Annotated in this window: 18 protein-coding genes and 1 pseudogene; 10 read left to right on the forward strand and 9 right to left on the reverse strand. The window is 71.2% G+C overall.

Annotation, left to right across the window (positions count from 1 at the left end; genetic code table 11):
• Positions 1 to 15: 15 nt before the first annotated feature.
• Complete coding sequence (locus RB614_RS22315; protein ID WP_308711885.1) at positions 16 to 1,680, reverse strand: ISAzo13 family transposase; 1,665 nt, start codon at positions 1,678 to 1,680, stop codon at positions 16 to 18.
• Between the two features lie 162 nt (positions 1,681 to 1,842).
• Between RB614_RS22315 and RB614_RS22320 the strand changes: the two genes are divergently transcribed.
• Positions 1,843 to 2,553 (forward strand): M23 family metallopeptidase, encoded by a 711-nt coding sequence (locus RB614_RS22320; RefSeq protein WP_308714533.1) that lies wholly within the window; start codon positions 1,843 to 1,845, stop codon positions 2,551 to 2,553.
• Positions 2,554 to 3,695: 1,142 nt separating this feature from the next.
• On the opposite strand, the gene RB614_RS22325 is transcribed toward RB614_RS22320, so the two are convergent.
• The 5 genes and pseudogenes from RB614_RS22325 to RB614_RS22345 form a co-directional block, all read right to left on the reverse strand.
• Positions 3,696 to 4,886, reverse strand: a complete 1,191-nt coding sequence (locus RB614_RS22325; RefSeq protein WP_308714534.1) for an aminotransferase class V-fold PLP-dependent enzyme — start codon at positions 4,884 to 4,886, stop codon at positions 3,696 to 3,698.
• Positions 4,887 to 5,022: 136 nt separating this feature from the next.
• Positions 5,023 to 5,910, reverse strand: coding sequence for a tyrosine recombinase XerC (locus RB614_RS22330; RefSeq protein WP_308714660.1), 888 nt, complete (start codon positions 5,908 to 5,910; stop codon positions 5,023 to 5,025).
• A gap of 273 nt (positions 5,911 to 6,183) precedes the next feature.
• Positions 6,184 to 7,473: pseudogene (dprA, locus tag RB614_RS22335) on the reverse strand (DNA-processing protein DprA); the annotation flags it as partial.
• Positions 7,470 to 8,990 (reverse strand): YifB family Mg chelatase-like AAA ATPase, encoded by a 1,521-nt coding sequence (locus tag RB614_RS22340; protein WP_308714536.1) that lies wholly within the window; start codon positions 8,988 to 8,990, stop codon positions 7,470 to 7,472. The pseudogene dprA and the gene RB614_RS22340, both read right to left, overlap by 4 nt.
• Positions 8,991 to 9,156: 166 nt before the next feature.
• Positions 9,157 to 9,516 (reverse strand): YraN family protein, encoded by a 360-nt coding sequence (locus tag RB614_RS22345; protein WP_308714537.1) that lies wholly within the window; start codon positions 9,514 to 9,516, stop codon positions 9,157 to 9,159.
• Between the two features lie 361 nt (positions 9,517 to 9,877).
• Between RB614_RS22345 and RB614_RS22350 the strand changes: the two genes are divergently transcribed.
• The 8 genes from RB614_RS22350 (at position 9,878) to RB614_RS22385 (ending at position 18,835) form a co-directional block, all read left to right on the forward strand.
• Positions 9,878 to 10,660, forward strand: a complete 783-nt coding sequence (locus tag RB614_RS22350) for a hypothetical protein (RefSeq protein WP_308714538.1) — start codon at positions 9,878 to 9,880, stop codon at positions 10,658 to 10,660.
• A 1,122-nt stretch (positions 10,661 to 11,782) separates the two neighbouring features.
• Positions 11,783 to 12,613, forward strand: coding sequence for a 30S ribosomal protein S2 (rpsB, locus tag RB614_RS22355; RefSeq protein WP_308714539.1), 831 nt, complete (start codon positions 11,783 to 11,785; stop codon positions 12,611 to 12,613).
• 41 nt (positions 12,614 to 12,654) lie between these two features.
• Positions 12,655 to 13,485, forward strand: a complete 831-nt coding sequence (tsf, locus tag RB614_RS22360; RefSeq protein WP_308714540.1) for a translation elongation factor Ts — start codon at positions 12,655 to 12,657, stop codon at positions 13,483 to 13,485.
• A gap of 565 nt (positions 13,486 to 14,050) precedes the next feature.
• Positions 14,051 to 14,788: a UMP kinase gene (gene pyrH, locus RB614_RS22365; RefSeq protein WP_308714661.1), complete on the forward strand. Its 738-nt coding sequence runs from the start codon at positions 14,051 to 14,053 to the stop codon at positions 14,786 to 14,788.
• 38 nt (positions 14,789 to 14,826) lie between these two features.
• On the forward strand, positions 14,827 to 15,384 hold the full coding sequence (gene frr / locus RB614_RS22370; RefSeq protein WP_308714541.1) for a ribosome recycling factor: 558 nt from the start codon (positions 14,827 to 14,829) through the stop codon (positions 15,382 to 15,384).
• Entirely contained in the window at positions 15,384 to 16,472 is a 1,089-nt protein-coding gene (locus RB614_RS22375) for a phosphatidate cytidylyltransferase (protein WP_308714542.1), read from the forward strand. The genes frr and RB614_RS22375 overlap by 1 nt, the downstream gene beginning before the upstream one ends.
• A 69-nt stretch (positions 16,473 to 16,541) precedes the next feature.
• The gene (gene rlmN, locus RB614_RS22380) at positions 16,542 to 17,675 is read left to right on the forward strand and encodes a dual-specificity RNA methyltransferase RlmN (protein WP_308714543.1); all 1,134 of its coding nucleotides are present in this window, start codon (positions 16,542 to 16,544) and stop codon (positions 17,673 to 17,675) included.
• 5 nt (positions 17,676 to 17,680) lie between these two features.
• A complete protein-coding gene (locus tag RB614_RS22385) occupies positions 17,681 to 18,835 on the forward strand; it encodes a DivIVA domain-containing protein (protein WP_308714544.1) in 1,155 nt (384 codons plus the stop codon).
• 491 nt (positions 18,836 to 19,326) lie between these two features.
• Here RB614_RS22385 and RB614_RS22390 read toward each other — a convergent pair whose 3' ends face one another.
• The gene (locus RB614_RS22390) at positions 19,327 to 19,548 is read right to left on the reverse strand and encodes a DUF2631 domain-containing protein (RefSeq protein WP_308714545.1); all 222 of its coding nucleotides are present in this window, start codon (positions 19,546 to 19,548) and stop codon (positions 19,327 to 19,329) included.
• A 152-nt stretch (positions 19,549 to 19,700) separates the two neighbouring features.
• Here RB614_RS22390 and RB614_RS22395 point away from each other — a divergent pair, with 152 nt between their 5' ends.
• Entirely contained in the window at positions 19,701 to 21,263 is a 1,563-nt protein-coding gene (locus tag RB614_RS22395; RefSeq protein WP_308714546.1) for a Rieske 2Fe-2S domain-containing protein, read from the forward strand.
• 69 nt (positions 21,264 to 21,332) lie between these two features.
• Here RB614_RS22395 and RB614_RS22400 read toward each other — a convergent pair whose 3' ends face one another.
• Together RB614_RS22400 and RB614_RS22405 are read right to left on the reverse strand one after the other, a co-directional pair.
• Entirely contained in the window at positions 21,333 to 22,871 is a 1,539-nt protein-coding gene (locus RB614_RS22400; RefSeq protein WP_308714547.1) for a phytoene desaturase family protein, read from the reverse strand.
• A 94-nt stretch (positions 22,872 to 22,965) separates the two neighbouring features.
• On the reverse strand, positions 22,966 to 23,682 hold the full coding sequence (locus tag RB614_RS22405) for a TetR/AcrR family transcriptional regulator (RefSeq protein ID WP_308714548.1): 717 nt from the start codon (positions 23,680 to 23,682) through the stop codon (positions 22,966 to 22,968).
• Positions 23,683 to 23,764 lie beyond the last annotated feature (82 nt).

The raw sequence follows: 23,764 nt of genomic DNA on the forward strand, positions 1-23,764 counted from the left end.
AGGGATCGCAGATAATCAACTCGCAGGCTCTGTCTGTTCTGTAATGGTTTGCAACAGGTGGGTCAGGGTGGTCGGTTCCGGCATGGGTGCGATCGTGGTTCCGTGCAGTTTCAGCAAGGGCTGGATTTCGTTGATGGCTCGGCGGATGGTGTGGCGGCTGGTGGTGAACATCGCCGCCAGGGTCGGCTCAGGCAGTTGCAGGCGTAGGTGCAGGATCGTGGCCAAGACCTGGTCGGGCAAGGTGAATCGGGGTGGCCGGCCGGACCTTGGCGCGTGGGTGCGTTTGCCTTGCTGTTGGGCGAGGCGGGCGGCCTGCTCGTGTCGGGCGTCGCGGTGGGTTTGGCGCAGCTCGTCGAGGTCGGTGGTCAGCTGTTGGAGGTCCTGTGTGGACAGTCCGGTCAGCAGCGGATCTGATAGCAGGGCTGGGTCGGGCGCCGGACGGTCGGGCTGGTGGGCGGCGTCCCCGATCGTTGGTTGCGGGTGCAGGGTGTAGTTCCAGTCGCCGTGGAAGGCGTGTCTGGCGATCGGCACGGCGGCCATGTCGGCGTCGCTGACCTCGACGCCGGTCGGGTACTGGCCGGTGTCCAGTTCGGCGTGCACGCGTAGCCCGGTGCGGGTGGTCGTGGCGGCGATGGATTGCACGACGACCTCGTGGCTTTCCAGGGGCCGGCCGCGCCAGTTCATTGTGATGTGGCTGAAGAGCCGGTGCTCGACCTTGTTCCACTTCGAGGTGCCGGGTGGGAAGTGGCAGACGGTGACCCGCAGCCCGGTCTGTGCGGCGAACGCGGCCAACTCGGTCTTCCAGGCCCGGGTGCGGTAGCCGTTGGACCCGCCCGCGTCCGCGGTGATCAGCAGCCGCCCGGCGGTCGGGTAGTCGGCGCGACCGATCGCGTTCCACCAGCGGCGGATCGACTCGACCGCGAACGCGGCGGTGTCGTGATCGGTGCCGACGTTGACCCAACCGGCGTCAGCGGCCAGATCGTAGACGCCGTAGGGCACGACCTTGCCCAGGCTGTCGCTGGGAAAGTCGTGCGTGCGCGTGGCGACCGGTTCGCCCTTGGGCCGCCACTGCCGGCCCGGGTTGCTGAACTGCCCGACGAGTTCCTTCTTCTTGGTGTCCACGCTGATGACCGGATCTCCAGCGTCCTGATAGTTCTTGACCTGGTCGTTGATGTAGCGGAACTGGGCGTCCCGGTCCGGGTGCCGCTTGCCCTCGATGGTCTTGGTCGGGGCCTGCAGGCTGAATCCCTCCGCCCGCAGCAGGTCAGCGACAGTGTCCGCGCCGATGCGGTGGCCCTGCCGGGTCAACTCCTCGGCCAGTCGGCGGGTGGATTTCGTCGTCCACCGCAGCGGCGACATCGGATCGCCCCGCTCGTCCGGCTCGACCAACGCCAGCAACGCCGCGCGCAGCTCAGGATCCAACTCGACTAGCCGCTTCCGACCACCGCCAGGCCGACGCGTGCGACCCAACGGCTGACCGCCAGCGTCTAGATCGGACACTCCACGAGCCACCGTGTTCTCGGCCACCCCGGCAGCCCGCGCCACCGCCCGGATCCCGCCATACCCCAACGCGCGAGCCTCGGCAGCCATCAACAACCGACGCTGCCGCTCATCCAAATGCGGAAACAGCACCCGAAACTTCCCCGCCAACACCAACTCGGTCTCCACCGTCACGGCCATACCACATCAGACACCCGCACGAAGCAGAAACGCTAGTTATTCTTCGGTGATCCCTTAGCAGATCAACCAGATTTCCGGACGTTATCCACAGCAGGCCCGCCCATCCACAGGCTGACCGTGGCCCGATTGTCCTTCTCCCCGAGCCGCCCGATGCTGCCCTCCATGCAGGTGTTGGTGTGGCTATTTGCGATCATGCTGTCCCTGGTCGGTCCGCCGCCCGTAGTGGCTGGAGCCCCCGGGTCTGCCCGGCCCGCTTCTGCCCGGCCCGCTTCTGTCCAGCCAGCTTCTGTCCAGCCCGCGCGGTTCGTTCAGGCCCCGGGCTTCCCGCAGACCTCGGGCTTGGTGCGGCTCTCGGGTCCCGTGCCGCCTTCGGTCTTCGTCCGGGTCGTCGCCGTGGCGCCGGTGCCCGCCGGGGAGTTCCGGTGGCCGCTGGACGGACCGCCGCATGTGGCGCGACGCTTCGACCCACCACCGCGCCCGTGGCTGGCCGGCCACCGCGGCGTCGACCTTGCGGCCACGGCGGGCGTCCCGGTGCGCGCGGCGGGCGGCGGCACAGTCCACTTCGCCGGCAGCGTGGCGGGCCGCGGCGTCGTGAGCGTCACCCACCCGAACGGGCTACGCACCACCTACGAGCCCCTGGAGCCCACCGTCCACGCCGGACAGACAGTGGCACCCGGCGACCAGATCGGCACGCTGGCCGCCGGACACGCCGGCTGCCCTGCGGCGGCCTGCCTACATTGGGGCCTGAGGCGCGGCGACGAGTACCTCGACCCACTGGCCCTCCTCGGCCTGGGCCGTGTCCGCCTACTGCCCCTGGCAGCACCGGCACAGACCGCCGGTGGTGCAGCGTTCGGTCTGCGAGTGCTCCGATGACCCCCGAGCCCCAAACTGCCAAGCGCCCATCCGACGCCGCGCGCCCGCCTGACGCCGCACGCTCGTCCGGTGCTGGGCGGCCGTCCGGCGGTGAGCGTCGGTCGAGCGGCGACCGATCGTCTAGCGTTGATTCGCGTTCTGGTGGTGAGCGGTCGTCCGGTGGTGGCGGGCGGTCGGGTGATGAGCGTTCGTTCAGTGCTGAGCGGCTGTCCGGGGCTTCGCGGCCGTCCGGCGGTGAGCGTCGGTCGAGCGGCGACCGATCGTCTAGCGTTGATTCGCGTTCTGGTGGTGAGCGGTCGTCCGGTGGTGGCGGGCGGTCGGGTGATGAGCGTTCGTCCAGCGCTGAGCGGCTGTCCGGGGCTGAGCGGTGGTCCAGCGTCGAGCGATCGGCCGGCGGTGACCGGCCCTCCCATAGCGCGCGGCTTTCCGGCGGTGACCGGATGTCCAGCGGTGACCGATGGTCCAATGTCGATTCGCGTTCCGGTGGTGAACGGTCGTCCGGCGGTGGCGGGCGGTCGAGTGGTGAGCGTTCGTTCAGTGCTGAGCGGCGGGGCGGGCCCCAATGGTCGTCGGATGGACCTGAGCGGTCGGATGGGCCTGAGCGGCCGGTCGGCGAGGCTGCGATGGAGGCCATCGCCGATGAGCCGGAGTGGCGAGTGCGCATCCGAGCCGCCATCGAGCGAACTGCGCGACGGCGAGCCGTCCAAGCCGAGCACCGGCGATTGCTCGCTGCCCGCCGGATGGCCGGCCTGCAGGCCCGTCATGCCTCCCGCCTGGCCCGAGCCTACGAGCCGGAGATCGACCCGCCCTGATCTGCTGTAGTCCTGGTCCGGCCCGTCCGCCCAGCGGAGGCATACTCTTGGAGCCTTTGTTCAGCGGAGGCGTTGTCTGGGGCCCGCCGGCTCAGTGGAAGCGGTGTCTGGTGGCCCACTTGCCTACCGGAGGCGTTGTCTGGGGCCGCCGGCTCGGCGGATGCGTAGCTGTCGGGCCGCTGGTGTGGGCTTGTCGGGCCTCTGCTCAGTGGAGGCGTTGTCAGCGGGCCGCTGGCGCAGCGGGTGCCTTATTAGGAGTCGCCGGGCCGGCGGTGCCTGCGCTTCAGGGTCGCGGGCTCAGCGGTGCGTGCGTGATCGAGGCTCCCGGGCTCAGTGAAGGCGGCGCAGAAAGGCAGGCAGCCGCTCGGCTAGGCGGTCGTACTCGTCGTGGCGGTTGTAGACCTGGCCGCACAGCCGCAGCCACCCACGGCCGCTCCACGACATTACCGCCACGACGGTGGCCAGTTCCTCCTCGATCCGGGTGGCGAGGCGCTCCGCCGCCTCGAAGGTGGTCGCGACGCCCGCCGGCAGTGGCAGGATGCGCATCGCGATCTCGGGAGCGCCTGGGTCGGGCAGTTCCTCGGCCGTCAGGCCGAGCGCGGCCCCCACCACTCGCTGACCGTAGGTGGCCAGGTCGGCGTTGTGGGCTCGCACCCGCTCCGCACCGAGTGTCCGCAGCACGAAGAGTCCGGTCGGTGCGGCGAGCCACGGCGTGTAGTCCAGCGTGCCTTGCCACTCCACACGAGCCGGGTAGCCATTGTGCTGCTGCCACGAGACGGCGAGCGGGTCGATACGGTCGCGCCAGCGCGGGGCGACGCTCAGCAGGGCGGTGCCGCGTGGTGCGTACGCCCACTTGTGCAGGTTGCCGACCCAGAAGTCGGCGCCGATCGCGTCCACCGCCGTGGGTAGCATGCCGGGGACGTGTGCGGCATCGACGAGGACGGGCACGTCGCGTTCGCGGGCGGCCGCCACGATCTTCTCGACCGGGAAGAGGCGGGCCGTCGGCGAGGAGATCTGGTCGACGATGAGCAGCCGGGTGCGGCCGGGCTGGAGGGCCTTCGCGACCGTAGCGGTGGCCTCCTCGTCGTCCGCGTCGAGCGGCACGCCGACCGTGCGTACGGTGGCGCCGGTGCGACGGCACTCGCGCTCCGCGGTGAAGGCGATCGCACCGTACCGGTGGTCGGTCATCAGCACCTCGTCACCCGCGCGCAGGCCGAGAGACTGGAGCACGATCGCCGCACCGATGGTGGTGTTGCCCACTAACGCTGAGCCTTCCGGGTCCGCCCCAAGGAAGGCGGAGATGAAGCGCCGAGTGTGCGCGATGCGCTCGGGCAGGTCGCGGAAGTAGCGGATCGGGTTGGTCTCGCCCTCGTCGCGTACCCGCTGCTGGGCTCGCTGCACCGCGACCGGGACGGCACCGCGGGCGCCGTGGTTGAGGTACGCGATGGCGGGGTCGAGGGAGAAGCTCTCCTGGATCCGGTCCCAGCCGACGTGCACGCCCTCGACCACCGCACCTCCCACGCGCCAACCCTACGCGGCCCCCGCACCGCCGTCCTGCGTGTGATTCAACCGGACGCGTCTGCCCTCAACTCCGGCGCGGGTCCGCACATCGCGCCGGATCGTCCCTCTCCTAGGCGGGCGAGGCGGCGAGATGGCGTTAGGCGCGGGGATGAGCCTGGCGGTACGCGGCGCGGAGGCGTTCGACGGAGACGTGGGTGTAGATCTGGGTGCTGGACAGGGACGCGTGGCCCAGCAGCTCCTGCACCGCCCGCAGGTCGGCGCCTCCCTCCAGCAGGTGGGTGGCGGCGGAGTGGCGGAGGCCGTGCGGGCTGGTGTGTGGCAGGCCGGCGGCGCGGGCGTAGCCGCTCACGATGCGCCTCGCGATCGTCGGCTGTAGGCGACCGCCGCGCGCGCCGAGCAGCAGGGCGTCGCCACTGGACCGAGTGGAGAGGGCGCCGCGGCCCAGGCGGAGCCAGTCGTCGATCGCCTGCTCCGCGGGCAGTCCATAGGGGACGGAGCGCTCCTTGCCGCCCTTGCCCAGTACGCGCACCACGCGGCGACCACGGTCCACGTCGGCCACGTCCAGCCCGCACAGCTCGCTGACACGGATGCCCGTGGCGTACAGCAGCTCCAGCAGCGCACGGTCGCGCAGCAGCACGGGGGAGGCCTCGTCTCCGGGGGCGAGTACCAGTGCTTCGGCCTGGTCGGCGCGGAGCACGGCCGGCAGGTCCCGGTGGGCCTTCGGGCTGGCCAACTGGGCGCCGACATCGGTGGCGAGCCGGCCGGCGCGATGAGCCCAGGCGCTGAAGGTACGGGCTGAAGCGGCCCGCCGAGCCAGGGAGGCACGGGCTGCGCCCAGCGTGCGGAGCTTGGCCAGCCAGCTGCGGAGCACCGCGATGTCGATGTCACCCGGTGCGGCGCAACCCATCAGTGCGGCGTGCTCCAAGAGCGAGACGACGTCGCCGACGTACGCACGGACCGTGTGCGCCGAGCGGTTGTCGACGCGGGCGAGGTGGTCCGCGAAGTCGTCGACCGCGTCGCGCATCGGCTGGGGGAGACCCTCGTGGATCGCCCGGATGCTGACGCTCTTTCGCTTCACACCGCTGACCGTGGAAGCCGGGGCCGTAGGGTGTCAAGACGCCGCGCCGGTCTCGCGCTCTTTCAGGGCTCGCGACCCGGCCGCGCGACGAGTACCGCTGACGGCGGCCGCGCGGTGGTCGCCGTCGAGGGGCGGCGCTGAGGCTGGCACGGCCTTGAGGCTGTCGGGCGGAGGCGCGCCGGCAGCGGCCCTGCGGCGACTGGTGCTGGTGGTCGTGGGAGCTGAGTCGGCGTTGGGTGGTAGTGCGCTGGCGGCGGCCTTGCGGCGGTTGGTGCTGGCGGTCGAGGGCCCCGGCCCGGCGTCGGGCGGAGATGCGCTAGCGCGGGACGAGCGGGGCTTGGGAGCCAACACGTACCCGCTGGCGCGGCGAACGACGAAGCCCAGGCTCTCCAGCAGCGTGAGCTTGCGCATCGCCGTGCGGATGTCGATGCCAGCCTTTGCGGCCAGCTCGTCCGGGCCGGCGGAACCGCGGCGGGGGACCGACTCCAGCACCATCGCCGACTCGGCGTCGAGGCTGTCGTGCGGGCGCTGGGGGCCGCGTGGGCGGGGTGCCAGGTCGCTGCCGATGTGGCCGACCTCTTCGAGCACGTGGGCGGCGCCGGTGACCAGTCGCACTTCAAGGTGGTCGCGCAGCAGCTCGTGGCAGCCAACCGACATCGCTGACGTGACCGGGCCCGGCACCACCATCGGGCGGCGGCCGAGCGCGATCGCGCGGCGGAGGGTCTGGCTGGCGCCGCTGCGCGCGGACGCCTCGACCACCACGGTGCCACGGGTGGCGGCCGCGATGACGCGGTTGCGGATCAGGAAGCGGTGGCGGACCGGCACCGTGCCGGGCGGCCACTCGCTGACCAGGAGCCCCGCGTCAGCGATGCGGTCGAAGAGGCCGGTGTTGCCGGACGGGTACGGCCGGTCGACGCCACAGGCGAGCACGGCGACGGTGAGCCCGCCGGCGTTGAGAGCGCCGCGGTGGGCGGCGGCGTCGATCCCGTAGGCGCCACCGGAGACGATCGTCCACTCCCGCTCGGCCAGCTCGTAGGCGAGGGTGGTCGCCACGTGCTCGCCGTAGTGGGTGGAGGCCCGGGCACCGACCACCGCCACCGACTGGGCGAGCGACTCGTCCAGCCGGGGCGTGCCGCGCACCCACAGGCACAGCGGTGGTGCGACGTCGCGGTCGATGCGGTCGTCGGCCGGGCGGCCGAGCAGCTTGGTCAGGTCACGCACCGTCCGCGGCCACTCGTCGTCTTCCGGGATGACGATGCGAGCGCCCAGCCGCTCGGCGCGTTCGAGGGCCATCTCGGCCACCTTGTGCGGGTCACCGGCGCCCATCCTGGCGGCGGCTGCGCCGCGCAGCTGGGGGTCGGGCACGTCACCTTCGACGAGCCGCTCCAGTGCGCGGAGCGGGCCGTTGGCGTTGACCATGCGGTGCACGGCCTCGTTTCCCGGCTCGACCAGCCAGTGCAGGGCGATCCGGGCCAGCCGCAATCCCTCGTTCACGGAAACCTCTCTCATGGGGCTATGCCAGTGCGGAGCTGGGTCGCCTCGAACACGTCGTCGCCGTCCGGCCGATGGCGACCGTCGAGGTCGGCGATCGTCCAGGCGAGCCGGAGGATGCGGTCGAAGCCGCGGGCGGAGAGCGAGCCGTGGTCGAGGCGCGTGCGTAGCGCCTTGGTGTCGGCGGCCGGCAGGCGCCAAGGTGGGCGCCGCAGCGCCGCGCCGGGAACGTCGCCGTTGGTCCGCCAACCCTGCTCGGACCAGCGTGCGGCCGCCGCCGCTCGTGCCTTGAGCACCCGGTCGGCCACCACGGCGGACGGCTCGCTCCCAGAGTGGGGTGCCAACAGCTCGGCGGCACCGAGCGGGTCGAGCGTCACCTGTACGTCGATCCGGTCGAGCAGCGGACCGGAGAGGCGGCCGATGTATCGCCGGCGGGCAAGGGGGCTGCACTCGCAGAACTGGTCACCGGCCGGCTTTGCGCAGGGACAGGGATTGGCCGCGAGCACCAGTTGAAACCGTGCCGGGTACTCAGTCGCGCCGTCGGCACGGCGCAGCAGGATGCGGCCCGTTTCCAGCGGCTGGCGCAGCGCGTCGAGGGCTCGTCCGGTGAATTCGGCTGCTTCGTCCAGAAACAGCACCCCTTGGTGTGAAAGCGACACGGCTCCGGGGCGGGCCAGACCGGAGCCGCCGCCGACCAGGGCCTGGACGGTGGCGGTGTGGTGTGGGGCCTGGAAGGGTGGGCGGCGCCGCAGCTGACCACCGGGTGGCAGCACGCCGGCCACCGAGTGCAGCGCGGTCACCTCCAGAGCGGCCTCGTCGTCGAGCTCTGGCAGGATCGACGGAAGGCGCTCGGCCAACATCGTCTTGCCCGCGCCGGGCGGGCCCAGCAGTGCCACGTGGTGACCGCCCGCCGCCGCCACCTCGATCGCCCGCCGGCCGAGCGCCTGACCCGCCACGTCGGCGAGGTCGGGCCCGTCGGGTTCTGTCTCCGGCCCGCTCTCCGGCGGGTCGAGCAACGGCGCGCCATCGCGCACGAAAGCCACCAGCCGGTGCAGCGTGTCGACGGCTTTGACCTCCACACCGGGCACGACTGCCGCCTCCCCAGCGTTGCCGATCGGAACGACCACCCGGCTGATCCCACCCTTGGCGGCTGCCGCCACCATCGGCAGCGCGCCGCGCACCGGGCGGACGGTGCCGTCGAGCCCGAGCTCGCCGAAGATGGCCACCCCGTCGAACGCGGCCAGTGGCAGCTCGCCCGCCCCGCCGAGCAGTACTACCGCGATGGCCAGGTCGAATGCCGAGCCGGTCTTGCGCATGCCCGCCGGCAGCAGGTTGACCGTGATGCGGCGGCTGGGCCAGCGTTGCCCCGAGTTGACTATCGCGGCCCGGACCCGGTCGCGGGCCTCGTTGAGCGCGGTGTCGGGCAGGCCGGACAGCACCACGGCGGGCAGCCCCGGCGACAGGTCGGCTTCGACCTCGACCAGCTGGCCGGTGACACCGGCCAACCCCACCGACAGCACCTTGGCGTAACTCATCGCCGGCCCCGCTCGGCTGCGGATGGCCGCGAATCCTGGTGCATGCTGGACCTGCCTTGCTTCGGCGGGGGTGGCCACGAGCCCCGGTGCACGCTAGGCCTGTCTTGCATCGGCGCGGGTGGGCACGATCTCCCGCACTCGGCGGCACGTCTCTCGCGGTCGCTCATCAGAACGCCCCGCGCAGGTGCTCGACGCGGGCCGCGCCCCGCCGCTGCGGGAGCACGGACACCACGTCGAAGCGCACGTCGCGGCAGTGGACTTCGTGCTCGTGCAGCCAGCGCACAGCGAGTCGGCGCAGCCGTCGTGCCTTTGCCGACACCACCGCGGCGGCCGGCGGTCCGAACTCCAGGCTGCGCCGCGTCTTCACCTCGCAGAAGACGATGTCGTCGCCATCCCGGGCGACGATGTCGATCTCCCCATCGGCGCATCGCCAGTTGCGCTCGACGATCCGAATGCCCGCCTCGACCAGGTGGGCGACCGCGCGCCGCTCGCCGTACGCACCGACCGCCAATGTCGCCGTCGTCATGGGAACGAGCATGTGGGGGAGGGGGTGGGTGGGGTGGGAGTCCAAGATCGATTTGTGGACGGGTGGGTGGGCTGTGGAGAGCCGGACGATCATGCGGTGGGTGTGTTATGAGGGTGTGCGGTTCCCCTGCTTCCGCGGTGGTCGGGCGAGATCTACCCGCCGCCGCGCTGCCCGGCCTCCGTCCCCGGCCGCATCCGGAATGTTCACGCCGTCCCGCCTTTCCACTGTGGACGGAACGGAGGATGGTGCGACGCATGTCGAGCGCCGGCACACGCGGCTGGCTTCGCGGCGACGCCGTTCACGTGTCTTTGCCCGCTTTGTGAAGGTGGCCTTATCGAGCCAGGTCGCATACCGTGCGGCCGTGGACCCACAACGGAACGCCCCCGACCAGGCAGATCGCGGCTGGTACGACCGCCGGCACGGTGAGCCGGAGTGGGAGGGGTACCGGCTGCCCGGGCCGCGTGGGGCGGCGGACGCGCTGGAGGCAGACCCACTTTCGGGTGGCACGCACGCCCCGTCCCAGTCCGCGTACGACCAGCAGAGCGGCTACAACCCGCTCGCGGGGCCGGCGATGGAGGTACCCGCCTACGGGGCGCCACCGTCCGCCTACAGTGCGCCGCCCGCTGTGGCGGTCCCCGCGCCGGCCGCGTACGAGGTGCCGCCGGCCGCCGCACAGCCACCTCCGCCACCGGGATACAAGTCGTTCGAGGAGCCGACCGGTGCGGTGCCGCCGGTGACGCCCCGGCCCGAGGCGGAGCCGATCGAGACCCAGCGCTTCCACACCGAGGCGATCGACCGGGCCGCCCTGCGCCGGCCGGCAGGACCGCCTGCGGACGGGGTGTACCGGACGAAGCGGCCCGCGGCGGGCATCGTCCTCGCGGTACTCGCGGTGGTTTTCGAGATCCCGGCGCTGCGCCTGCTCGCGGACGCTGCGATCGGCGGGCCCGTGGTTGCCTCTGGCGTGGTGGCCGGCACGTTTCTGGTGGCGGGGCTGCCGCTGGTGGCGCTGGGACTGTATGCGCTGGTCACTGGCGCCAACCGCCTGCCCGGCGACGGCGGCGGTGCGCACGCGTGGCTGCGGCCACCCACCGCGTATCTCCCGGTCGGGCTCGTACTACTCGTCGCGGCCGCGTTGGCGGCCTGAGCGCGCCAGCAGCGGTAAAGCACAGCAACCCATCCCGCCGAAGTCACCGTCGCCCGGCCAAAAAATGACAAAAGCACCATCGGGTGCGGTGATCACTAAACCTTTGCCGGAGCGGATGACCAGCGGTCGAAGATCACCTGGCGAACGTCGGCCGCCACGGCATCAGCGTGTACACGCGGGCACCAGCAGCCGGACCGGACAGAAGCGACAGGGCGCCTCGGGACCGGCTGGCCATGAGCAACGCACGGGTGGCCCGGTAAGGCGGCGCCCGGATCGCCGCCAGGCGAGAGCGTTACGGGCCGACGCCTTCGCGAAACAGCGCCCGCAGCCGGACCGTTTGAGGCGGGAAGGTCCGGACGGCCCGCGACGCCTTCGTGAAACAGCGCCGGCAGCGGGACCATTTCAGGCGATAAGGTCCGGACGGCCCGCGAAAGACAGTGCTGGCCGGAGGGTCACCAGGGAGTGCGCGGTCGCTGCCCGGCGGCCCGAAGGTTGCCGGACGGCCCGGAGCACAGCACGGGTGGCCGGACCAGGACGGCGGGCCGGACCGCCACCAGGAGAGAGTGTCGGGTCGGAGCCGGGACGGCCCACAAACAGCGCCGACAGCCGGATGGCCAGCGAGAGTGCGGCTGCCAGGGAGAACAGCCACCGGCGGGGAGAGCGGCCCCCAGGGGAGAGCGGCCCCCAGGGGAGAGCGGCCCCCAGGGGAGAGCGGCCCCCAGGGGAGAGCGGCCCCCAGGGGAGAGCGGCCACTCAACGGCCTGCTGCTACGGGCGAAGGCGGCAGGTGCCCGAACAACAGGGCCGCAGGTACCCGAACAACAGGGCCGCAGGGTGCCCGAACAACAAGGCCGTAGGTGCCCGAACAACAGCGCCCAGGGCCACCGCCGGAGGCGACGAGCCCGGCCCGCTCGGCGACCGGGCCGCGCGGGGCGTACACTGGTCGACTGGCGACCGCCTTAGGCGGCCGACCTCGCGCGCCCTCCCCACGGCTCCGTCCATGGGGCGACGGTCCCCTGGTCCCGACGCATGTCGGGCCCACCCTGGCCGGCGATCAGGCGCCAGGACGCCTGACCGACCGGTCCGGCGTGACAACCAGGGAGCATACGAGGAGCACCCCACCATGGCCGTAGTGACCATGCGCCAGCTGCTGGAGAGCGGTGTCCACTTCGGGCACCAGACTCGCCGCTGGAACCCGAAGATGAAGCGGTTCATCTTCACCGAGCGTAACGGCATCTACATTATCGACCTGCGCCAGACGCTCGACTACATCGAAAAGGCGTACGACTTCGTCCGCAACACCGTCGCCGAGGGTGGCAGCATCCTGTTCGTCGGCACCAAGAAGCAGGCCCAGGAGGCGATTGCCGAGCAGGCGACGCGGGTCGGCCAGCCGTACGTCAACCACCGCTGGCTCGGTGGCATGCTGACCAACTTCCAGACCGTGTACAAGCGGCTGCAGCGGATGAAGGAGCTGGAGTCGCTCGACCTGACCGGCACCGCCGCGGGGTACACGAAGAAGGAGACCCTCCAGCTGTCCCGCGAAAAGGACAAGCTGAGCCGCACGCTCGGTGGCCTGCGCGACATGCAGAAGGTGCCGGCCGCGATCTGGGTGGTCGACACCAAGAAGGAGCACATCGCCGTTGACGAGGCGCGCAAGCTGGGTATCCCGGTGATCGCGGTCCTCGACACCAACTGCGACCCGGACGAGGTCGACTTCCCGATCCCGGGCAACGACGACGCGATCCGTTCCGCCGAGCTGCTCACCAAGGTCGTCGCCTCGGCCGTCGCCGACGGCCTGATCGCCCGCTCCGGCCGCGCGACCCGCACCGGTGCCGAGGAGAAGCCCGAGCCGGGTGTGGTCGGCGCCGACGAGCCGCTGCCCGAGTGGGAGCGCGAGCTGCTCGAAGACACTGAGAAGAAGGCGGAAGAGCCGGCGCCGGCCGCCGCCGAGTAGGACCGCAAGCCAAGTCGACAACCACGACCAAAGAGAGAGTCATGGCCAACTTCACCGCCGCGGACGTCAAGAAGCTCCGCGACCTCACCGGCGCCGGGATGATGGACGCCAAGAAGGCGCTCGACGAGGCGGAGGGCGACTTCGACAAGGCCGTCGAGATCCTGCGCATCAAGGGTGCGAAGGACGTGGGCAAGCGGGCCGGGCGCACCGCCGCCAACGGCCTGGTGGCCCACTCGGGCAAGGCGCTGCTCGAGCTCAACTGCGAGACCGACTTCGTCGCCAAGAACGCCGACTTCGTGGCACTGGCCCAGCGCCTGGTCGAGCACGGTGACCAGGCGGGGCTGACCACCACCGAGGAGCTGCTCTCCTCGAAGCTGGCCGACGGGCAGACCGTGGCCGACGCGGTGCAGGAGCTGTCCGCCAAGATCGGCGAAAAGCTGGTGCTCAACCGCTACGGCGTGGTCGACGGCACGGTCGCGGTCTACCTGCACCGCAAGAGCCAGGACCTGCCGCCGGCGGTCGGCGTGCTGGTGGAGTACGCCGGCAAGACCGACGAGGCGGGCGACGCCGACGCGCGTGGCGTGGCGATGCAGATCGCCGCGATGCGCCCGAAGTACCTCACCCGCGATGAGGTGCCGGCCGACGTCGTGGAGTCGGAGCGCCGCATCGCCGAGCAGACCGCGCGCGAGGAGGGCAAGCCGGAGGCGGCGCTGCCCAAGATCGTTGACGGTCGGGTGAACGCCTTCTTCAAGGACTTCGTCCTGCTGGAGCAGGCGTCGGTCGCCGACAACAAGAAGTCGGTCAAGCAGGTGCTGGCCGAGGCCGGCATCGACGTGACCCGCTTCCTGCGCTTCGAGGTCGGCCAGGCCTGACACCGGGCCTGGCCGGAGAGCAGGGTCGGCCAGGCTGGGTTGGGCCACCGCAGAGCAGAGGCCGGCCGGGCCTGACCGGGCCCGGCCACGGCGCAGAGGTCGGCCAGGTCAGACCGGGCCTGGCCACAGAAAACAGGGGCCGCCGAGGTCCGACCGGGCCCGGTCAACGAGCGGGGACCTGAGCGGGCCCGGCCACGAGGCAGTGGCCAGCCAGCCGGCCGTGAAGCGGCGGCCAGCCGGCCATGAAAGCGGCGGCCAGCCACGAGACACAAGCCGGCCGGAACGGAAGCCAGCCGGCCGCGCAGCAGAGGATGGCCGGAGCGGAGGTCGGTCGGAGCGGGAGCCGGCCAGCCCGAGCGAAGAAGCGCGAGTACAAGATCGAACAGCCAAGGAGGCCGCCGGTGGACGTGACAGTCACGGCGGCCTCCTTGTCACGTAGTGTGAGCGGCAGCAGCGGCGACGCCGGCGCGCGTCACAACGGCACCACCGGCACCACACGCAAGACAGCCAACGACGGCGGAAGGCGGACCGGATGACGCAGACAGTGGCGGGAGAGCCCGCGACGATGGACGATCCGACCGCACCGCCCCCCGGGCGTTCGCGCCGGGTGGTGCTCAAGCTCTCCGGCGAGGTCTTCGGCGGTGGCGCGGTCGGGGTCGACCCCGATGTCGTACAGGCCGTGGCCCGGCAGATCGCGACCGTCGTACGGCGCGGCGTGCAGGTCTCCGTCGTGGTCGGCGGCGGCAACTTCTTCCGCGGCGCAGAGCTGCAAAAGCGCGGGATGGACCGGGCCCGCGCCGACTACATGGGCATGCTCGGCACGGTCATGAACTGCCTGGCCCTCCAGGACTTCCTGGAGAAGGAGGGCATCGAGACCCGGGTGCAGACCGCGATCAACATGGCCCAGGTCGCCGAGCCGTACATCCCGTTGCGTGCCATCCGCCACCTGGAGAAGGGGCGGGTCGTGATCTTCGGCGCGGGCGCCGGCATGCCGTACTTCTCCACCGACACCGTCGCCGCCCAGCGGGCGCTGGAGATCCGCGCCGACGTCGTGCTGATGAGCAAGAACGGCGTCGACGGCGTCTACACCGCCGACCCCCGCACCGACCCCACCGCCGTCAAGCTCGACACGATCACCTTCGACGAGACGCTGCGGCGGGGCCTTCGGGTCGCCGACGCCGCCGCGTTCAGCCTGTGCCGTGACAACGGGCTGCCGATGCTGGTGTTCGGCGCCGAGGGCGACGACACGATCGTCAAGGCCGTGGGCGGAGAGCGCATCGGCACGCTGATCACCGCAAACTAGCGAGCCTGCTACTAGCCAGAAGGGAGGCGACGGGGCAGGTGATCGACGACACCCTCCTCGAAGCCGAGGAAAAGATGGAGCGCGCGGTCGAGCACGCCAAGGAGGAGTTCGCGGCGATCCGCACCGGGCGCGCCAACGCGGCGATGTTCTCCAAGATCATCATCGACTACTACGGCAGCCCCACCCCGCTGACCCAGATGGCCTCCGTGGGCACCCCCGAGCCGCGGATGGCCATCATCAAGCCGTACGACGCGTCGCAGATCGGCGCCATGGAAAAGGCGATCCGCGACTCCGACCTCGGTGTCAACCCCAACAACGAGGGCACCCAGCTGCGCATCCTCCTCCCCCAGATGACCGAGGAGCGCCGCCGCGACATGATCAAGGTGGCCCGCCACAAGGGCGAGGAAGCCAAGGTCGCGATCCGCAACGTGCGCCGCAAGGCCAAGGAAGAGCTGGACCGCATCGTCAAGGACGGCGAGGCCGGCGAAGACGAGGGCCGCCGCGCGGAGAAGGACCTCGACGACACCACCCACCGGTACGTGACGCACATCGACGAGCTCGTCAAACACAAGGAAACCGAGCTGCTCGAGGTCTGATGTCGCAACTCGACCCCTACGGCAACCAGACGCCCAACCGGACACCCGACCCATGGGTGCCGGATCCCTGGATGGACCAGCCCGACCGCGAGCCGGCCGGGGACTGGCCGCCCCGCAACGGGCGCGTCGACGGACCGTACACCGGGTCGGGTGATCTCTCGTACTCGGAGAGTGAAGCCGAGACAGCCGCGTACCCGCAGGTCCGCCGCCGGCAGCAACCACCCGCGGAGCCGGAGCCCGAACCGGTGCGGCCGCGCCGCCCGGGTCCCGGAAAGCGGCGGGCGACCGGCCGGGCCGGCCGCAACCTGCCGGCGGCGATCGGCGTGGGCGTCACGCTCGGCGCGGTGGTCATCGCGTCGCTGTTCGTGTGGCGGCCGGCCTTCCTCGCGGTGATCGTGATCGCCCTCGGCGTCGCGATCTGGGAGATGAGCCGCGCGGTGCGCGCGGTGGGCGCGCATCCGCCGGCGGTGCCGCTCGCCGCCGGGGGCCTGGTCACGATCGGCATGGCCTGGTACGCCGGTGAGGACGCCCTCCTGCTCGGCTTCGTGGTCACGCTGCTGGCGACGCTCGTGTGGCGGCTCGCCGACGGCCTCTCCGGCTACGGGCGGGACGCGGCGGCGGCCACGCTCATCGCGGTCTACGTGCCATTTCTCGGCGGCTTCGCCGCACTGCTGGCCGAGCCCGACGACGGCGCGCGCCGCGTGATCGTCACGCTCGCCGCCGTGGTGCTCTCCGACACCGGCGGGTACGTGGCCGGCGTCTTCTTCGGCAAGCACCCCATGGCGCCCACGATCAGCCCCAAGAAGTCCTGGGAAGGGCTGGCCGGCTCGCTGGTGGCGACGGCGGTGGGGAGCGCGATCCTGCTGTTCGTGCTGCTCGACGTGGAGCCGTGGTGGGGTGCCGTGTTCGGCCTGGCACTCTCCGTTGTGTCGGTACTGGGCGATCTAACGGAATCGATGCTGAAACGCGACCTGGGCATCAAGGACATGAGCAACCTGCTGCCCGGACACGGTGGCCTGATGGACCGGCTGGACTCCATCCTCTTCGCGCTGCCCGCCGCGTACCTGCTGCTGGCGATCTTCACCTGAGCCGGGCCGGCCGGAGGCACCCGACACGAGTCCGCGCCAAATGCGGGCGCATGGGAGACTGGACGAGCTATGACGAGCCTGCCCGTACTCCCGCTCAGCCCCGACGCACCGGGGCGCCGCCCGGCGCTGCCCCCGCGACACCTCGCCGACCTCGATCTGGCCGGTCGGCAGGCGCTGGTGGCCGAGCTGGGCGAGCCGGCGTTCCGGGCCAAGCAGCTCTCCACCCACTACTTCGGCCGGCTGGTGCGCGACCCCGCGGGGATGACCGACCTCCCCGCCGCCAGCCGCGACCGGCTCGCCGAGTCGCTGATGCCCCGGCTGCTCACGCCGGTGCGCGAGCTGGCCTGCGACGGCGGTGCCACGCGGAAGGCGCTGTGGCGGCTGCACGACGGTTCGCTGGTGGAGAGCGTGCTGATGGGCTACCCCGACCGGGTCACCGTCTGCATCTCCAGCCAGGCCGGCTGCGGCATGGCCTGCCCGTTCTGCGCCACCGGCCAGGCCGGCCTCACCCGTAACCTGTCCACCGCCGAGATCGTCGACCAGGCCGTCTACCTGGCCGGCGCCGCCGCGTCCGGCGCGGTCACCGGCTCGCCGCCACGGCTGTCACACGTCGTGTTCATGGGCATGGGCGAGCCCCTGGCCAACTACTCTCGGGTGGTCGAAGCGGTCCGGCGGTTGTGCGCACCGGCGCCGGAGGGCCTGGGGCTCTCCCAGCGCCATGTGACGGTCTCCACGGTGGGGCTCGTGCCGGCGATGCGTAGGCTGGCCGGAGAGGGACTCTCCGTAACCCTTGCGCTGTCGTTGCACGCGCCCGATGATGAGCTGCGCGACGAACTCGTGCCCGTCAACCAACGCTGGAAGGTCGCTGAGGTGCTGGACGCCGCGTGGGACTACGCCTCCCGCACGGGTCGCCGCGTGTCTGTCGAATACGCGATGATCAGGGATGTGAACGATCAGCCGTGGCGAGCCGACCTGCTGGGGCAGCTGCTCGCCGGGCGGCTGGCCCATGTAAATCTCATCCCGCTCAACCCGACGCCAGGCAGCCGCTGGGACGCGAGCCCCAAGCCGGTCGAGCGGGAGTTCGTCCGGCGGTTGCGGGAGGCGGGCGTTTCGACCACGGTGCGTGACACGCGGGGTCGGGAGATAGACGGCGCGTGCGGACAGCTGGCCGCCAGCGAGACCGGCAGCGCGGACGGAAGGTGACATAGGTGGCTAGTCAGGGTCAGCGGTTCCGGCGCCGGGCGCTGCGTCGCGGTTACAAGGTCGACGAGGTTGACAATTTCCTCGACCGCGTGGAGGCCACCCTGGCGGGCGAACCAGTGGGTGCACCGGTCGCCTCGCAGGAGGTCCACGACGTCGTCTTCCGCGTCCGCTTCGGTGGCTACGACGAGTGGCAGGTCGACCTCCACCTCGACCGCGTCGAGCGGCAGCTCGCCGAGCTGGAGGAGCGCGGCGGCTACGGCCGTGGCCCCGACCGCCTCGGCCCACCCGACCGACTCGCGCCGGCCGATCGCATGGGTCCGCCCGACCGGATGGGCCCACCGGATCGCATGGGCCCGCCCGACCGCATGGGTGGCGGCCCGATGACCGAGCGTATCGGTCCTCCGCTCCGCGATGACCGCATGCCCCCGTCCGGCCCGCCGATGCCCCAGCGGCCGATGCCCGCGCAGGCCGGCCCGTCCCGCGACCCGTATGGGCGCTATGACGATCAGGGCGGTTACGACCAGGGCGGTTACGACCAGACCGGTGGCTACGGCAGCAACGGCGGCTTCGACGGCCCACCCGGCCGCGGTGGTTTCGACGGTCCGCCCGGGCGTGGTGGCGGCTTCGACGGTCCGCCCAGCCGGGGTGGTTTCGACGGTCCGCCCGGGCGTGGCGGTGGCTTCGACGGTCCGCCCGGCCGCGGTGGCTTCGACGGCCCGCCGACCGGTGGCTTCGGTCCGCCCCCCGGCGGCTTCGGCGGCCCGCCCGACGACCGGTACGGCGGGGGCGGTGACGACCGCTTCGACGGCTTCGCCGAGCCCGGCCGCCACGGCAAGGCCGACATGACCGCCGAGATCCGCCTCGGTGGCCCACCCATGGGCGGCCCCCCGCCCGGGATGGCCGGACTCCCGCCCGAGTTGCAGCGGATCGACCAGCTGCGGCGCGGTTTCCAGGTGCGCCGGTTCGGCAGCGGCTACGACCCGGCCCAGGTCGACCGCCTCTTCGAGGGCATCCTCAACGCCGTGACCGGCCGCGGCCCGATGCCGATGAGCCCCAACGAGATCGACCGGGCCCAGTTCGGGCTGGTGCCGGGCGGCTACTTCGAGGCCGAAGTGGACGCCGCGCTCAAGGAGGTCAAGGACATCCTCCGCGGCCAGTAGATCCCGCTCCAGCCGCGACACCCATCACCCACCACGCCCCTCCGGCGCGAGTGGCCCGCATCCGCGCGCCCGGACCGCCGGCGATTCCAGCTCCGCCACACCTGTGGCCTTTTGCGGCCCAGCGCGGGCCTGCGGTCGCCGACCGTCTCGCGGCACGGCTCAACGAGGCGCTGCCGACCGAGATCTAGAACGTTTAGGGCTCTATATCCGCCCTAAACGTTCTAGATCTGCGAGGTGGCTTCGGTCGTTGGCGGTTTGGGCGGATCCGAACCCCGAAGAAGAGCATTTGGGCTGCGGCAGCTCGGATCTGTCTTGTGATGGAGCGGTCTAGGGCCTGTATCAAGTTCCTTGCCGGGCTGCGCCGGGCCCAGGCGCCGCCATGCGGCGTCGGGCGTAAGGCCGCATACAACACCGGTATGCGACCTTGCGCCCGCCACCACCTGACGCCGCCTGGACTCCGGCTCGCACCGACAAACTCTTTGATACAGGCCCTAGGAGCGCAGGCCGTTGCGGCGGAGGACGACGTCGCCGACGAGGATCAGGGCCAGCGCGGCGGCGATGACGATGAGGAAGATGTCCTCGATGCGGCCGGTGTGGTTGCCGATCAGCATGGACAACAGCACCAGGATCGTGAACACCGCGCCGATGCGGGAAGCCTTGCGGCTGCCCGGCTTGCGCTGGTCCGGTGAGGTCACCGGCTCGCTACCCGCCACCTTCGGGTCCTTCCCCTCGATCCGATCTGCGGTAAGTCTGGCATGCGCGAGAATGGCGCCCCGCGCCGGGATGTGGCGGTGGGCCCGGTAGCGTCGGTACGTAACCTCGGCTGCGAGCGTCAGACGCGTCAAGACCTAGTGGAGGCAGTGCGGTGCGAGTGACGGGTACGGGGCACGCGAGCATGCGGATCGACACGGCCGCGGGCAGCATCCTGTGCGACCCGTGGGTCAGTCCGGCGTACTTCGCCTCCTGGTTTCCCTTCCCGGACAACTCCCAGCTCGACTGGGAGAGCCTGGGGCAGACCGACTACCTGTACGTCTCGCACCTGCACCGGGACCACTTCGACGCCGAGCACCTCAAGCGTTTCGTGTCGAAGAAGGCGACCGTGCTGCTGCCGGCGTACCCGACGAGCGAGCTCGAAGACGAGCTGCGTGAGCTGGGCTTCACCAGCTTCGTCGAGACCACGACCAACGAGGTGGTGGAGCTCGACGGCGGGCTCAGGGTGATGATCCAGGCGCTGACCTCGCCCACGGACGGGCCGATCGGTGACTCCTCACTCTGGGTGGAGTACGACGGGGTGCGGCTGCTCAACCAGAACGACGCGCGCCCCACCGACCTGTCCGTGTTTACCGAGCTGGGGCACGTGCACGCGCACATGCTGCAGTTTTCCGGTGCGATCTGGTACCCGATGGTGTACGAGCTGCCGCAGACGGCGAAGACCGCGTTCGGCAAGCAGAAGCGGGAGCGGCAGTTCGACCGCACGTGGCGTTACATCGACGACCTCAAGGCGTCGTACGTCTTCCCGATCGCCGGGCCGCCCTGCTTCCTGGACGACGAGCTGTGGCAGTTCAACGACATCTTCGGCGACGAGGGCAACATCTTCCCGGACCAGTCGGTCTTCATCCGGGAGTACGCCAAGGTCGGCGGTGACAACGGCGTGGTGCTGCTGCCCGGCTCGGTGGCCGAGCTCACCACGGAGTCGTGCACGACCACCCACCCGACCGACGTCGACCAGTTCTTCGCCAACAAGAAGGCCCACCTGGTAGAGATGCGGGAGCGCAAGCGCCCGGTCATCGAGGCGGCGAAGGCGTCCTGGCGGCACCCCGAGATCGACGTGCTCAAGGAGATGAAGCGGGTCATCGAGCCGCTGCTGGACGAGTCGATCTACCTGGCCAAGGGGGTGGGCGGCCCGGTCCGCTTCGACCTGGTCGGCTACGACGGCGAGTCGGTCGAGTCGATCGTGGTGGACTTCCCCGGCAAGCAGGTGCGCCCCTACGGCGACGAGAAGGTCCGCTACCGCTTCCGCACCGACCGGGCGCTGGTGGAGCACCTGCTGCACACCGGCGAGGTCGACTGGGTCAACTCGCTCTTCCTCTCCTGCCGGTTCTCCGCCGCCCGGATCGGCCAGTACAACGAGTTCGTCTACGCCTTCTTCAAGTGCCTGTCCGAGGAGCGCCTGCAGTACGCCGAGGGCTGGTACGACGAGCACTTCCAAAACGCCGACGCCGAAGACGTCCGCATCGGCGACTGGGTGGTCCAGCGGCGCTGCCCGCACCTCAAGGCCGACCTGACCCGCTTCGGGATCATCGAGGGCAACCAGCTCACCTGCCAGCTGCACGGGTGGCGGTTCGACCTGGCCAGCGGCCGGTGCCTGACCAGCGTGGGCCACCAGATCCGCGCCAGCAAAGCGCCCGAGCAGGCGAATCGGGAGTAACGCCCTCGACCGACTGCTGTTGATCAGGGACTTTGTGGAGCGGCGCGCCGACCACCGGGGGCCGGGGGGTTAGCTGAGGTCGCGGAGGATGCGCTGGGCGGCGTTGTGGCCAGCGGCCCCGATCACGCTGCCGGCGGGGAAGCAGCCCGCGCTGCCGGCGTACACGCCGGGCACGCCCGTGGCGTAGGGCATGCGGTCGGTGAAGGAGACCGTGTTGTCGACGTGGTGGATGTGGCCGCCGGTGATGCCGAAGTGCCGCTCGATCCCGGCCGGCGTCAGCGGAAACGTGTCCGCCACGAGCGCTGACGTACCCGGGGCGTACGAGTCGCAGATGGAGAGCAGACGCTCCACATAGGAGGGTAACTGGTCGTCGCTGATCGTGGCCGGCACCGACTGCACGAACAGCGCCGACGAATGGTGCCCGCCCTCGTCCCGCAGCGATGGGTCCACTGTGGTGTGCAGGTACCACTCGATGGTCGGCTCGGCCGGCAGCCGCCCCGCCGCCACGTCCGTCCACATCGCACGGAGCGAGGCCATCGGCGAATCCTGGTACGGCAGCAGGTGGATCGTCGCGCCGAACGGGCTGGGCGCGTCCGCCGGCAGGCACGAGAAGCGGGGCAGGTCGGAGAGCGCCATGTTGACCTTGAGGGTGGTGCCGGGGCGGCGGACCTCCGCCATCCGCGCGGTGAGCTCCGCCGGCAGCGCGCCGTCGGGGATCAGCTCGATCAGCCGGTACGGGTCACACGCACCCAGCACCACCTTGGCGCGCACCGCCCGCCCGTCGTCCAGGACCACGCCCGCCGCCGCGCCGCCGTCGAGGGTGATCTCCCGCACCGTCGTACCCGTGAAAAGCTGGGCCCCGGCGGCGCGTGCCGCGTCGGCGAAGGTCCGGGAGACGGTGCCCATGCCGCCCTTGGCGATCATCCAGGTGCCGTCGGCGCCGGGGAGCCGGCACATGTTGTGCACCAGGAAGTTGTGGCCGGTGCCGGGGTCGTCCGGGCCGGCGTTGAGGCCGGAGAGCCCGTCGGTGACCGCGTACATGGAGACGAGCAGCTCCGACCGGAAGCCGAACCGGGCCAGGTAGTCGGCGACCGACCCGCGTACCAGGTCGACGAAGGTCTGCTGGAGCGCGGGCCGGATGTAGCGGTCGGCGGTCTCCTCGACGGGCAGCGGCTCGGCCAGCCAGGCCGGACCGAGGTCGTCGCGGAGCGCGCCGATCTCGGCCTGCATCGCGTCGTCGGCCGCCACGTCCTCGGGCGAGAAGAAGCGTGCCATCTGCGCGCGGGTGGCCTCCCGGTCGGCGCCGAAGAGCAGGTACGCGTCACCCCGCGTGGGCAGGAAGTAGTGCGGGTCGCGGCGCAGCACCGGGATCTCCACGTCGAGCGTCTTGAGCAGCTCGGGCGGCATGAGACCGAGCAGGTACGACCCGGTGGAGTGCCCCAGCCCCGGCACCCGCGGAAACGGGTGCTCGGTGCGGGCCGCGCCGCCGAGCACGCCGGCCGCCTCCAGCACCACCACGTCGAGGCCGGCCCGGGCCAGCAGCACCGCCGAGACGAGCCCGTTGTGTCCGGCTCCGACAATCACCACGTCCGCGCGTTCAGGCACCATGCCCTCATTCTGGCCCGCGCCGCGCGGAGTCGGGGTGATGGGCAGTGATCGAAGCTCCATTCAAGTCGCTAGAACGGCTTGAGGGGAGCTTCGATCACGGACGTGGGTCGGGCAGCGCGCCGACCTGGCTCAGGAATTGGACGATCTCCGCCTCGAAGAGCGCCTCCGGCCTGGTCAGCGCCCACCGCACCTGGTGGAAGACCTCCATCGCGACCATGCCGTAGAGCCGCGCCCAGCCGGACAGGAACGTGTACGCCACCTCGATCGGCAGGTCGCCGTGGGTCTCGCGGAGCGGTCCGAGGTAGGGGCCGAGGTGCTCCAGCATGTAGTCGCGGGGCGGCGTCGGCCACGGCTCGCGCTGCCACAGCCTCAGGAACGCGGCCAGGAACGGCCGGCCCAGGTCGGCCCCCGGGTCGTCCGGCAGGCACTCCAGGCCGAGGTCGCCCACGCCCGGGACCGGCGCGCCGAAGACCAGGCCGAACTCGACCGGGTTGGCGACCGCCCAGGCCCGGTACCCGCGGGCCATCGCGGCGAGCTGGCGGCCCGGGTCGTCGCCGGCCGCCTCGCCGGCCGCCGCAACCTCGCCGGCCACCTCGTCCATCAGGTCTTCGGCGAGCGCGACCACGAGCGCTTCCAGGCTGGGAAAGTAGCGGTAGATGGCCGGGGCGGTCATGCCCATGTCGCGGGCGATCTGGCGCAGCGAGATGGCCTGGGGGCCACCGGCCACGAGCAGCTTGCGCGCCCCCTCCTTGATCTCGGAAACGGTCGCGGACCGCAGGCGCTCCCGGCGCGTGGGTGACGAAGCCGTCATACCCGCGAACCCCCTTGACCCGTGAGAACGACGATTGCGATAGTAAACATCGTTCACCTGACTGATCGGCTATTACAGCTTA

Source organism: Phytohabitans maris, assembly GCF_031085175.1.
In the GTDB taxonomy this organism is placed as follows: Bacteria; Actinomycetota; Actinomycetes; order Mycobacteriales; family Micromonosporaceae; genus Phytohabitans; species Phytohabitans maris.